This window comes from Clostridiales bacterium FE2011, from assembly GCA_017569305.1.
Taxonomy (GTDB): domain Bacteria; phylum Bacillota; class Clostridia; order Christensenellales; family Aristaeellaceae; genus Aristaeella.
In genome coordinates, this window is sequence record CP069418.1 from 3,055,945 (window position 1) to 3,068,384 (window position 12,440).

A 12,440-nucleotide genomic window follows, 5' to 3' on the forward strand; every position below is an offset into this window, starting at 1 on the left:
TGTTCAATCCCATCAGATGGGCTATAATGTATACAAATCGTGCTGACAATTCAATTGAGCGTTAATCAATCAGGACGGGGGCACATCAAATGAAGATGAAACTTCTGAACAGAGGCAAAGGCGTCTCACTGCGGGCTATTCACATCGCGATGATAGTCTGCGCTGTTGTGATTTCCCTTCTCCTGGTTTTCTCCACCCATCAGTCCGCCAGTGTTTTCTCCTCCCTGTCCAAAGCGGCGGGGGATTATTCTGTCCGGCAGAAGGCGGCCCATGAGCTGATGGAAGCTTCCGATTACCTGACGGAAATGGTGCAGCGCTTTACGCTCGAAGGAAATACCCAATATCTGGATGATTATTTTGAAGAAGTGTTTGTTTCCCGCAGACGGGAGGAATCCATCACCAGCATGTCGGAAGGGGATACGGAAAAAGGACTGGTGACGCAGCTGCAGGAGGCTATGGCGGAATCCACATCCCTGTCTTACCGGGAATACTACGCGATGAAGCTGGTTATTGAAGCCCGGGAGATCCGGGATTATCCGGATACACTCCGGGGTGTGGAACTCAAGGAAGAAGATACCCTGCTCTCCGCGGATGAAAAGATGAGTCTTGCCCGGGAAATGGTGATGGGCATGGAATACTATGAGCACAAGGAAAGCATCCGGAATAAACTGAGATCCAGCCTGGAAGTGCTGGACCAGCAGATGACCGCCACCCGGCAGAGCACTTCAGCGGACCTGAACAGGGAGCTGACGCTGGTGCGTATTGTGATCGCAATCCTGACGGTTGTGATCATCCTGCTGATCTGGTTGACAGCCCGTCTGGGCACAATTCCGCTGATGGAAGCCGGCAAGTGTGCGGAGGATGGCAGAAAGATTCCTGAGACCGGCGCAAAGGAATTCCGAAAGCTCGCCGGGAAATACAATAAGATGCTGGACCAACTGAACGGAAGCAAGGAGGAGAACCAGTGAGCTATCTGGAAAAAACGATTGCCTCAAAAGACGGTTACCCGCTTGCCCTGCGAATTTATGAAGCCGATACCCCTAAAGCTGTGGTAAAATGTATTCACGGCATGGAGGAGTACCAGGACCGGTACATGTCCTTTGCGGAGTATCTCCAGGAAGCCGGGTATACGGTGGTGACCGCAAACCTGCGTGGCCACGGTCCGGACGCCCCGAAGCTGTCCCATATTGCGGACCGGGAAGGCCACCAGCGCCTGCTGGAGGATGAGGAAGCGATCCTGAATGATATTCACGTACAATGGCCCGGCGTACCGGTGATCCTGTTCGGTCATTCGATGGGAACAATCATCGCCCGGGTATTCCTGCAGAAGTTCAGCCGGGAGTTCCACAAAGCTGTCCTTTCCGGATATCCCAATCCCAACGGAGCGGCAGGAGCCGGCATTGTGCTGACAGATCTGATTGCTTCCTTTAAGGGCGCGGACGGGTATTCCAAAGTGGTGGACGGTATGGTGCTGGGACCGTTTGCCAAGGCGGTGCCGGATGCGAAAACACCGCAGGACTGGCTTTCTGTAAATCCTGAAAATGTACGCCGGTATATTGAGGACCCGCTGTGCGGAGCACGGTTCACCCTGGGAAGCTATAACGCACTGTTCCACCTGATCCGGATGATGGACAGCCCGGAACTGTATGAGGACGTGTGGAAGGAACTGCCGATCCTGATGATTTCGGGCAAGGATGATCCATGCACCGGGGGAGAGAAAGGCCGCGCAGATTCAGAAAACCGTCTGCGGAGAGCCGGATTCCGGGAACTGGAAATTGTTACCCTGGAAGGTATGCGGCATGAAATCCTGAATGAGAAAAACCGGAAAGAGGTTTACCGCAGGATTCTGGAATTTATGGATAAAGAATAAACCGCGAGAGCGGTTTCATCACAAGGCCGCGGAGACGGCGAAAGGAGATACTGACAATGAGCAAGAAACTGGAAGAATATGTGGTGACGATCCCCGATTTCCCCGAACCCGGGATTATGTTCAGGGACATTACTTCCGTAATTCAGGATCCAGATGGACTGAAACTTGCTGTGGACGGCCTGGCAAACCTTGTAAAGGATACGGACTTTGACCTGATTGTGGGACCGGAATCCCGCGGATTTATCTTTGGTGTGCCGGTAGCATACCTGACCGGGAAAGGATTTATTCCGGTTCGGAAAAAAGGCAAACTGCCCCGTGAGACAGTGAGCCAGAAATATGACCTGGAGTATGGCCAGGCTGAGGTTGAAATCCATGTGGATGCGATCAAACCCGGTCAGAAGGTTGTTATTGTGGATGACCTGATTGCTACAGGCGGCAGTGCGGAAGCAGCTGTCAAACTGGTGGAACAGCTGGGCGGCAAGGTTGTGAAAATGATCTTTGTGATGGAACTGGCAGGCCTGAAAGGCCGCGAGAAGCTGAAAGATTATGACGTGGAATCCCTGATTGTGTACGAAGGGAAATAATGAATCATTTAAATGTTAAATCCCGGAGAGCGTATGCTCTCCGGGATTTCTGGTATCATTATGAATTGTGCATTGCTTAGTGGCCTGCGTCGAACTGGATGGAGTTGATGATGGAAGTGACGGTCTTCTGGACGGAGGTTTCTTCGGCAGAATAGGTGAACTCCAGCGTAACGCTGTTTCCGCGATCCATCCATGTGTAGGAGATGATCACGTCTCCGTACTCCTCAGTGCGGGCATAGAGCATGTTCATGCCGTTGATGGTCACATAACCGGATTCCGTTTCAGAACCGGTCAGCACCTCAAAAAGATCTGAGCCGGCAATTTCACCCTGATAGGATGCATAACCCTGAACGGTCAGCTTGTTGCCATGCCAGTAGAAGCAAAGATCCGGATCGCCGGAGACTGCTTCTTCCACAAAATGATCCGGCAGTTTCACGGAGAAACCGCCAGTGGCACATTCCACCCTCTGCGCCATGGCAGCAGAGAGGGAAAAGACCAGTAGAACAATCAATAAAATCCCAGTCAAACGCTTCATGGGAAAACCTCCTTCGGAACCATCCCACTATATAACGAGCGTAAGTAACAATTCCCTGCATACATGAGGGAAAAAATGCAATCGTTCTGTAACCAAACGCATTTTATCACATGCGGGCGTGAAAAGAAAAACTTTTTTTGCGATATACCTTGACAGGCGAGGTATATATGTGTATGATCTATCTCGAAAGGGGGCAGTGACCATGACAATTTCAGCAGATCTGCTGCGGGGATATACTGATACAATCATCATGCAGCAGCTGACAGACACAGACGGTTACGGCTACGGTATCAGCCGCACCATCGCGGAAAAGAGTGAAGGTATGGTGCAGCTGAAGGAAGCAACATTGTATACTGCTTTCCGCAGGATGGAAGAAAACGGATATATCCGTTCCTACTGGGGAGACGAGGCTACCGGTGCCAGACGGCGCTATTACAGCCTGACGGATCCCGGAAGGGCTAAGCTCGCGGAAGAAAAAGACGCATGGGAAGAAACCCGGCGAGTAATGGACACATTATTGGGATAATGTTAATGAATACCAGAGAGGGGATAAATAAAATGAATCAGACAGTGAAGAGGATTGTGGACATCCTGTTCCAGGAAACCGTGGAAAATGATGAAACAAAGGCCTTGCATGAAGAATTGATGAACAACTGCCAGGAGCACTATCAGGACCTGATCAGCCGCGGACTGAGTGAGGACGAGGCGGTTGCTGAAGTGGTTGAAAGCCTGAAGGGAATGAAGGACGTCATCGCCCAGTATCCGAAGAAAACGGCCGGTCCGGCTTCCTTCTCAGACAACGAGGAGGCGGAGGAAGGCAAGCGGTTTGTGTTCACCGGCGTGGATACGCTGAAAGCGGAAACAACTGATCAGGATATCACTGTCAGCCCGTCCGCGGACGGGGCCGTGCATATCTGGTGCGATGACGCTGAAGGCATGAAGGCTGAACGGGTCGGAAACGAAGTGCGGATTACCGGAGCAAAAAAGATGGAAAAGATCGCTCCGAGCTTCCAGTTTCCTGAAGGTGAGGAAATCAGCATCAGCGGTATCCTGAATATGGTGGGAAAGGCTATCCGGAATGTTGCGACCAACATCCAGGGAGGTGCTCCGATCTTTATTGAAGTACCGGACGGACAAATGAAGGAAATTGAGCTGAACAGCCGCAGCGGAGATATTGAATGCAGCTGTGCTATGGCCCGGAAGATGGTGGTCCGTTCCACCAGCGGCGACGTGACGCTGGAACCGGTTACCGAAAAAACAGCGGAGAAGCTGATTGTCAGCACGGTCAGCGGCGATGCCGAGGTTCACGGCTCCGCGCTGGAAGGCGAGATCAGCAGCATGAGCGGAAGTGTGACCGTGGACGGCGTGTTCGAGACACTTGAAATGAAGAGCACGAGCGGCGACGTGGAATTCAACGGCTCCGTGCTGGACGCGACGGGTTCCGCCATCAGCGGAGACGTGAGTATTACTGTGGAAAATACGACGGTGAAGAATATCACAGGAAAGAGCACAAGCGGTGACGTGGAGATTTATCTGCCCCGCGGCCTGCGCAGTGTACACGCGGAGTGCTCCACCGTGAGCGGAGACTGCTGCTCCAGGGTTTCTGACGCCGGAATGAATGCGGAAGTGAAGATTTCCGCCAAGAGTATCAGCGGCGATGTAACTGTAGAATAAAAAAATACAAAAAATATGTAACGCGCCAAAAACAAAACAATGGTAAAGAAAAGGAATACCTGTTATAATGCATACAACAGGTATTCTTTTTTTCTGCCTTTCTGAGCTTTTCCGTGGACAGCCGGCCGCGCCGGCAGAGGAGAAGGAACGATGAAAAGCCGGCGCTTTCGTAAGATTGTGAGTTTGATAACAGGGGTGACCCTGTTTTTCTGCGCGCCTTTCTGTTCCGCAGCTGCGGAGTTTTATCTGGAAAATGAGTTGAATTACGTGGATGGCTCCATGGATATCAGTCATGGTATTCCGGAAAACGCTACCGGTGTGATGGACCGCATCAAGCGTAAAGGCGTGCTTCGTGTGGCCACGGAGCCATATTTCGCGCCTCAGGAGTTTATTGATCCGGAAAAGACAGGAACGGATCAGTATGCCGGAGCGGATATGGAACTGGCCAGGCTGATTGCCTTACGGATGGGTGTGGAGCTGGAAATTGTGCCGATGGAGTATACCCAGGTGCTGCCTGCGCTGACCGACAATCTGGTGGACCTTACAATTTCCGCCATTGCCTTTACACCCAGAAGGGCAGCAGCCTATACGATGTCCAAAGGGTACTACTTTACCGAAAGCGCGGCAACCACTGCTTTTGTGATCAGGGAAGCGGACCGGGAACTGTACACATCCGTTGAGGATTTATCAGATAAAACCCTGATCGTCCAGAGCAGTTCCCTGCAGGAGGCGCTGGTGGCAAAGAACGTCAGAAACTACCGGGAGCTCCGGCGTGTTTCTTCTGTACAGACCGTATATGAAGCAGTGAGACAGGGAAAGGCAGACGTTGGCATCGTCGATCTGGAAACCGCACAAACCTATATCCGGAACAATCAGGGATCGGGTCTCATTCTGGCAGAGGGCCTGTATTATGTACCGGATGAACAGTATCTTGGCAACCGGGTGGTTGCCAAAAAGGGTGAACTGCAGCTGATCTATTTTGTAAACGGCGTGATAGATGAGGTGCTGGACAACGGAACTTATTTAAAGTGGATTGAAGACGCACAGAAACGGGCCGATGAACTGGGACTGTGAGCCGGCTGCTGAGGAGGAACGCAGGTGAAGAACAGAAAAATCTTCATAGTGGCATTCAGCGTGCAGATCCTGCTGTGCCTGTTCCTGGACTGGGGAGGGGAGCAGCTGGCATCCCGTCTGAACTGGCCGATCTGGCTTGATTCAGTCGGAACGGCTCTTGCTGCCTATCTTATGGGGCCGTGGTGCGGTGCGGTAATCGGCGCAACTTATAATCTGCTGGCGTATATCCTGTACGGAAATCCCTGGTATTATGCCCTGATCAGCATCATTATTGCTGTGTTTACCGGATTTGCCGCCAGAAAGAAGTACTTGGATACGCTGCTTGGTACCCTTACAGCCGGCGCAATCCTGGCTGCGATTACTGCCGGAGGCGCTTATCCGATCAACCTGATCCTGAATCACGGAGATACGGGAAGCGCCTGGGGAAACGCTGTCATCGGCTTCCTGGGAGAAGCCGGTTTTCCGCTATGGGTAGGCCTGGGGATTGCGGAACTTTATGTGGAAGTGCTGGATAAGCTGATCGTTCTGCTACTGATTTTCCTGCTTGTACGGTCTGTACGGATCTTCAGGCTCTGGCGGAAGGTCAGAAAGGGCAGGGGGAAATACGGATATCGCTCCGGCCTTCTTCGCAGCATTGTGCTGCTGGTTGCGGCCGGGTTGTGCTTTGCGGGCACAGGATCCGCCCCAATGGCCGCAAAGGCGGAGGATGAAGTCCTGTCCGGTGACATCAATTACAACGATTATGTGCAGACTGTCTATTCAAGCACTAACGGGCTTCCATGCGGAGAAGCCAACGATATCAATATTACCGGAGACGGGATTATCTGGATCGGCACTTATGCCGGTCTGTACCGGTATAACGGGCGGGAATTCAAGTGGATGGACGGCTTTGATTCGGTCCGGAACGTCAACTGCCTGTACGTGGATGAGGAAGGTCGTCTGTGGATCGGAACCAACGATAACGGTCTGTCGATTGTAATCAATGAGCAGGTTGTCAATGTAATTGACCAGAGCCAGGGACTGCCGTCCAATTCCGTAAAGTCCATTGTCAGGAGCTCAGACGGGTATTATTACATCGGAACAACCGGGAGCATGCAGATCCTGACGCTGAACTGTGGACTGAAAAAGCTGAGCACGCTTTCTGAAGTCGCCTATGCGGAACAGGTGACGGCTGATGATAAGGGGAATGTAGTAGCGGTAACGAATGAGGGAACCTTGTTTCTGCTCCAGCAGGGACAGATTGTCTCCTCCCGGCAGCTGCCGGAGAGGCAGACGGTTTTCAAAAGCTGTACATTCGATCCGGAGGGATATCTGCTGGCCGCCACTTCCGGCAATGAGGTGTTCCGGTTTGACGTCAGCAAAGGCTGGTTTGACCTGAAGGGCACCATCGAATGCCCGGGACTGGTGACAATCAAAAATCTGCATTTCATGGATAACGGCGGGCTGTTCATCTGTGCGGACAACGGAATTGCCTATGTTAATACAGCCGGTGTCTACGAACGAATCAACACCAATGATTTCAACAACTCTATTGATAACATGCTGGTGGACTATCAGGGAAACCTGTGGTTCACTTCCTCCCGGCTGGGCCTGCTGCGCCTGGCAGCATCGGATTTCCGGGATATCTATTCCACTGCGGGCATGGAGAACCGGGTGACCAATACGGTAGTGCAGTGGAACGGTGCCTATTATATCGGAACGGACAAGGGCATGGATGCGGTTGATCTGAAAGGAATGTATCAGATCAACGATGCGGTGACCAGACGTTTTGCCGGCATCCGGATCCGCTGCATGATGGTGGATGCTCAGGATCACCTGTGGGTATGTACATACGGCAGTGGGCTGGTGGAACTGGAACCGGATGGCACTGAGTATGTTTATAACCGGGACAACGGAGCCTTCGGCAACCGTGCGCGCGTAGTCATTCAGCTGCGGGACGGAACGATCCTGGCGGCGGGTGATACGGGACTGAGCTATATCCGGAACCATATGATTGAACATACGATTGTCTATACCGAAGGCCGGATCAGCAGCATGGTTCTGACGATTACAGAAATGCAGGATGGAACAATCCTGGCCGGGACGGACGGAAACGGTCTGGCTGTGATTGAAAACCGTGAGGTTGTCAGGATGCTGACACGGGTCAACGGACTGAGCAGCGAAGTGATTCTCCGGACAGTACCTGATACAAAGACCGGCGGCGTATTTGTGGTTACAAGTAACGGCCTGTGCTACATGAATACGGATGAAACTATCCGTAAACTGGACAACTTCCCGTATTTCAACAACTATGATATCTGGATCAAGGGAACAGACACCCTGTTCGTGCTGTCCAGCGCCGGTATTTATACGGTGGACCGGAATGAGGTACTGAGCGGTAAAGATGAAATCTCATACGACCTCCTGGATTCACGCAGGGGCCTGAACAGCAGCCTGACGGCCAACTCATGGACCTGGTTTAACGAAGATAACGGAGAACTGTATCTGCCCTGTGATACAGGCGTGTTTGTGATCAACACCAATACATTCTCCTCCGGAGCGAAGGTCTACAGGCTGAGTGTGCCGACAATGCGGATGGACGGTGTTGTTCACCGGGTGGACCGGAGCGTGACACAGCGGATTCCGCGAGGTGTGAGCCGTCTGGAAATCAATCCGGAAGTGATTAACTATACCATCCAGGATCCCAATGTGGGTTATATGCTGGAGGGCTTTGATACAGAATGGACGGTTGTGCCCCAGAATTCCCTGAGCACCATTTCCTATACAAACCTGACAGCCGGAGATTATGTATTCCATCTGGCGGTGTTTGACAATAACCGGGAAAACGTGATTGTTGAACGTACATATAATATAACCAAGGAAAAGGAAATGTACGACAACAGCTGGTTTATTTTCTACATCCTTTCCGTTCCGATGTTTACAGTGGGCTGGGTTACATGGCTGCTGGTGAAACGCCATGAACGGAAGATGCAGGAACAGCTGGAAATGGCCAACAAACAGATTGAAATGGGCAAACAAACGGTTATCGCCATTGCCCGCACGGTGGACGCCAAGGACCAGCGAACCAGTGACCACAGTAAACGGGTTGCCATTTATTCGGCGCAGATTGCCCGGGCATACGGCCTGGATGAAAAACAGTGCCGGGATATTGAATGGTCGGCCCAGATGCATGATATCGGAAAAATCGGTATACCTGACGCAATTCTGAACAAACCCGCCCGACTGACGGATGAGGAATACGCTACCATGAAGTCCCATACAACCAGGGGCGCTGAGATCCTGAAGGACTTTACGCTGCTGGACAACGTTATTGACGGTGCGCAGTATCATCATGAACGGTATGACGGGCGCGGCTATCCGAAGGGACTGAAAGGGGAGGAAATCCCTCTTTTCGCCAGGATTATCGGTGTGGCGGATGCTTTTGACGCAATGACGGCGAACCGTATCTACCGTCAGCAGATGGACTTCAGCTATGTACTGGGTGAAATGCAGCGATGCCGGGGAACTCAGTTCGATCCGAAGTTTGTGGATATCCTGCTGAAACTGATCAATGACGGAACCATTGATCTGAATAAGATTTATCATGTCCCGAAGGAAGAAAGCGACCAGGCGGAGCGTGAGGCTGCCATTGCCCGTGAAGAGAAGGAACGGCAGCGTGAAGAGGCGCCTGTCTCTCCGGGCAGTTATGCTGAAATCAAGACGACTGAGCAGGGAGGGAAAGCATGATGAAAAAAATTGTGCTGACCGTCGCCATCTGTGTGATTGTACTGGCGGCTGTGTCTTTCCTGACCGGATTCTGGAACAACTCCCCGAAGATCAATGTGACCCGCGTGGGTTTTGTCTATTCCGAAGATGAGAGTACCCCGTATACCGCCAACTTCGCCAAGGCGCAGCACGCGCTCGAAGAGGAATACGGTGACAAAGTTGAGGTTCTCTATAAGAGCAATGTGCACAGCCGGGATTCAGAACAGCCTATACGGGATCTGATCCGGGAAGGTGTCAGGATTATCTTTATCAACCTGGATTCGGATATTCCTGTGACATTGGCCAGGGAATTCCCGGACGTACAGTTCTGCCAGATTTCCATGCCGACAATCAGCCTGGACGGCACAACAGAAAACTATCATACCTTTAACGGAGAAATATACCAGGCACGCTATGTGAGCGGTATTGCTGCCGGTATGAAGCTGCGGCAGCTCCTGGATAACGGAGCGTTGCTGCCGCGGGACGCATTGGTAGGATATGTCGGGGCAAATGCAAGCACAGAGGTTATTTCGGGATATACGGCTTTCCTGCTGGGTGTGCGCAGCGTGGCGCCTGAAGCGACAATGCGGGTTCGTTATACAGGCAGCTGGAGCAATTATGCGGAGGAAAAGGAACAGACACGGGAGCTGATCAATGAGGGCTGTGTGATCATTGCGCAGCATGTCAATACGATGGCCTCTGCCATAGCCTGCGAGGAAGCAGCGGCATCCGGACGGAGTGTATACCATGTGGGATACCATCAAAGCATGATGGACGTTGCTCCGTCCTGTGCGCTGTGCAGCGTCCGGACAAACTGGGCGCCTTATGTAATCCAGGCGGTAAAAGCGGTCATCAAGGGCGAGAAAATTGAGAATGTTGTCGAAGCACACACACACGGCCGGGATATGAGTGCCGGTTTTGAGAACGGCTGGGTGGAACTTCTGGAACTGAACAAATCAATCGCAGCGGAGGGTACAAAGGAGAAGATTGACAACGCGATTGAGAACCTGATCAAAGGGAAGACAAAAGTCTTCAGCGGAAACTATACAGGCGTCAATCCCCTGAATCCGGCAAATATCATTGATCTGAATGCAGGATATACCGAAAACCAGTATTCCTCCAATCCGTCCTTCGGATACGTTCTGAAGGAATGCATCACCGTGGAAAACTAAAGACAATTCAGAATTCAGAATTAAGAATTCAGAATTAACAGCGTAATGCACTAATGGATCAATGCCAGACATTGCATTTACCAGCGAGAGAATATAAAACAGCAGAAAAATTGAGCGCGGTTCTGATGAACCGCGCTCCAATGTTGTTTGGTTTTATTGATCCTCTCTATTTGCTCTGTGTTCCTGAATCAGGCTTTTGATCAGAGAGAAGAGGAAAAGAGGAATTCCGATGATACCGGACGGAAGCCAAATTGCGGAACAAAAGGTTCCGAACTGCAGCAGAGCATGATCATACTTCTTTGGCTGCACCAATGCGGCGGGATTCTGATCCACTGTCAGGCCAACGCCAAAGATCACAATCAACAGCAGGCCAAGAAACAGGGAAACGGCACCGGATTTTCTGCTCTTCATACAGGTAATCCTCAGTTGAGGAACTTCTTGTGAACCCAGCCGGTGTAGCCGTTGTACTTAACCTTGGCCCAATCGCCGGAGATGGCCAGAACTTCAACGGTATCGCCTTCCTGCAGACGGCCTACGCCATCAACGTTGGAAGACCAGTCACCCTTCTGCTTGTGGAAGTTCAGGTCATTGATATTGACGGTGGTGGTGTAGGGCTGGAACTCCTGCTTCGGAGCGGGAGTGGCGGAAGGATCCATTGTTTCAATGGCGGGAGCATCGCCGGGGGCAGCAAGCTGCAGGAAGCTGTTATCCATGTAGCCCTTCTGGCCATTATACTGGATGTAGTCCCACTTTGTGTCATGCTTCAGAACCGCTACAGGAGCACCGTAGGGAACATCAAAGATGACGGAGTAGCCCTTGGAATTACCCTTGCGGACATGAACGGACTTCTTGTTGGCGCTGACTACGTAAGCGGTATAGGAAGTGCCGCCTTCCGGTTCGGCAGGAGCAGAAGGATCCACAACGGGAGTCGGGGCAGGAACACTGGTGGAGAGGAAACGAGTCATCATCCAGCCTTCATGTCCGTCTACCTGGACCTTATCCCATTCAACACTGTGATAAATCACCTGTACCTGTGTTCCGCTGGGATACTCAGCAATAACGGGAGAATTGGTGCTGGCGGACTGACGAAGGTTCACTGTCCGGTAGCCGGCGTTGAAAACATACGCTGTGTAGTTTGCGTCGGTGGCAACATTGGAAGTGGATGCGTTTCCGGAAGCCTTCACCTGCTTTTTGCTGAGCAGGCCGTTCATGATATAACCGCTTCCCAGATCTCCGGCGCTGACATAGTCATACTTGGAACCATGAGAAAGAACGGTAACCTTTGTGCCCTTGGCAAGGGTAGCGACAGCGGAGAAGTTGCCATCCGGGCCCTTACGCATGGAGGTGTCATCCTTGGTAACCCAGGCCTTATAGGAACTGGCTTTGGTAATATACTTGGCAAGGACATAACCTTCTGTACCGTTGGAGAAAGTCACATAAGACCAGCCGTCTTTTGTGCTGGAAACGGTGCAGGCATAGTCCTTCCGGTAACTGCCGAGCACATTGGCGCTGTCATCCGGCAGGTAACGCACCTTCAGAGAGGAGGTGTTAACCCGGTACCAGGTCGCAGCAGAAGCTACCCCAACCGGAATCAGCAGGGCAAGCACCAGCAGCAGTGCAATCAAACGTTTCTTCATCAGAGTTCCCTCCCATAAAGTAATACCACTATGAAAAACCACAATGATTATATACAATATTTTTCAAAATGAAAACCCTTTTTGAAGAAATATTTACGAAAATATTATCGAAAAACAACGAAATAGTTACTTAAAGAATATACCCCTACA

General features: G+C 51.5%; 11 protein-coding genes. 8 read left to right on the forward strand and 3 right to left on the reverse strand.

The window, feature by feature from the left end; translation table 11 throughout:
• Positions 1–89: 89 nt before the first annotated feature.
• Genes JRC49_13800 through JRC49_13810 form a run of 3 tightly spaced genes read left to right on the forward strand, consistent with a single transcriptional unit; the run spans position 90 to position 2,454 of the window.
• Positions 90–968, forward strand: a complete 879-nt coding sequence (locus tag JRC49_13800) for a hypothetical protein (GenBank protein QTE70845.1) — start codon at positions 90–92, stop codon at positions 966–968.
• Positions 965–1,870, forward strand: a complete 906-nt coding sequence (locus JRC49_13805; GenBank protein QTE70846.1) for an alpha/beta hydrolase — start codon at positions 965–967, stop codon at positions 1,868–1,870. Before JRC49_13800 ends, JRC49_13805 begins: the two co-directional genes overlap by 4 nt.
• 56 nt (positions 1,871–1,926) lie before the next feature.
• Positions 1,927–2,454 carry an adenine phosphoribosyltransferase gene (locus tag JRC49_13810; GenBank protein QTE70847.1) on the forward strand — a complete coding sequence of 176 codons (528 nt, stop codon included), beginning with the start codon at positions 1,927–1,929 and terminating at the stop codon, positions 2,452–2,454.
• A 76-nt stretch (positions 2,455–2,530) separates the two neighbouring features.
• Here the strand turns inward: JRC49_13810 and JRC49_13815 are convergent, their stop codons facing one another.
• Positions 2,531–2,989: a hypothetical protein gene (locus JRC49_13815; protein QTE70848.1), complete on the reverse strand. Its 459-nt coding sequence runs from the start codon at positions 2,987–2,989 to the stop codon at positions 2,531–2,533.
• Between the two features lie 202 nt (positions 2,990–3,191).
• On the opposite strand from JRC49_13815, the gene JRC49_13820 reads away from it, so the two are divergent.
• The 5 genes from JRC49_13820 (at position 3,192) to JRC49_13840 (ending at position 10,653) form a co-directional block, all read left to right on the forward strand.
• Positions 3,192–3,515: a helix-turn-helix transcriptional regulator gene (locus JRC49_13820; GenBank protein ID QTE70849.1), complete on the forward strand. Its 324-nt coding sequence runs from the start codon at positions 3,192–3,194 to the stop codon at positions 3,513–3,515.
• A gap of 32 nt (positions 3,516–3,547) precedes the next feature.
• Entirely contained in the window at positions 3,548–4,663 is a 1,116-nt protein-coding gene (locus tag JRC49_13825; GenBank protein ID QTE70850.1) for a DUF4097 family beta strand repeat protein, read from the forward strand.
• Positions 4,664–4,813: 150 nt separating this feature from the next.
• Entirely contained in the window at positions 4,814–5,737 is a 924-nt protein-coding gene (locus JRC49_13830) for an amino acid ABC transporter substrate-binding protein (protein ID QTE70851.1), read from the forward strand.
• Between the two features lie 24 nt (positions 5,738–5,761).
• Positions 5,762–9,463: an HD domain-containing protein gene (locus tag JRC49_13835; GenBank protein QTE70852.1), complete on the forward strand. Its 3,702-nt coding sequence runs from the start codon at positions 5,762–5,764 to the stop codon at positions 9,461–9,463.
• On the forward strand, positions 9,460–10,653 hold the full coding sequence (locus JRC49_13840; GenBank protein ID QTE70853.1) for a BMP family ABC transporter substrate-binding protein: 1,194 nt from the start codon (positions 9,460–9,462) through the stop codon (positions 10,651–10,653). Before JRC49_13835 ends, JRC49_13840 begins: the two co-directional genes overlap by 4 nt.
• Before the next feature lie 153 nt (positions 10,654–10,806).
• Here JRC49_13840 and JRC49_13845 read toward each other — a convergent pair whose 3' ends face one another.
• Both JRC49_13845 and JRC49_13850 read right to left on the reverse strand, forming a co-directional pair.
• On the reverse strand, positions 10,807–11,064 hold the full coding sequence (locus tag JRC49_13845; GenBank protein QTE70854.1) for a hypothetical protein: 258 nt from the start codon (positions 11,062–11,064) through the stop codon (positions 10,807–10,809).
• Positions 11,065–11,075: 11 nt separating this feature from the next.
• Complete coding sequence (locus tag JRC49_13850; protein QTE70855.1) at positions 11,076–12,290, reverse strand: SH3 domain-containing protein; 1,215 nt, start codon at positions 12,288–12,290, stop codon at positions 11,076–11,078.
• Positions 12,291–12,440: the final 150 nt, after the last annotated feature.

Bases quoted from the DNA above. Each gene is read 5' to 3' on its own strand.
- JRC49_13820 (QTE70849.1), top strand. From the start codon at position 3,192: ATGACAATTTCAGCAGATCTGCTGCGGGGATATACTGATACAATCATC.
- JRC49_13815 (QTE70848.1), bottom strand. From the start codon at position 2,989: ATGAAGCGTTTGACTGGGATTTTATTGATTGTTCTACTGGTCTTTTCC.
- JRC49_13800 (QTE70845.1), top strand. From the start codon at position 90: ATGAAGATGAAACTTCTGAACAGAGGCAAAGGCGTCTCACTGCGGGCT.
- JRC49_13830 (QTE70851.1), top strand. From the start codon at position 4,814: ATGAAAAGCCGGCGCTTTCGTAAGATTGTGAGTTTGATAACAGGGGTG.
- JRC49_13845 (QTE70854.1), bottom strand. From the start codon at position 11,064: ATGAAGAGCAGAAAATCCGGTGCCGTTTCCCTGTTTCTTGGCCTGCTG.
- JRC49_13850 (QTE70855.1), bottom strand. From the start codon at position 12,290: ATGAAGAAACGTTTGATTGCACTGCTGCTGGTGCTTGCCCTGCTGATT.
- JRC49_13840 (QTE70853.1), top strand. From the start codon at position 9,460: ATGATGAAAAAAATTGTGCTGACCGTCGCCATCTGTGTGATTGTACTG.
- JRC49_13825 (QTE70850.1), top strand. From the start codon at position 3,548: ATGAATCAGACAGTGAAGAGGATTGTGGACATCCTGTTCCAGGAAACC.
- JRC49_13810 (QTE70847.1), top strand. From the start codon at position 1,927: ATGAGCAAGAAACTGGAAGAATATGTGGTGACGATCCCCGATTTCCCC.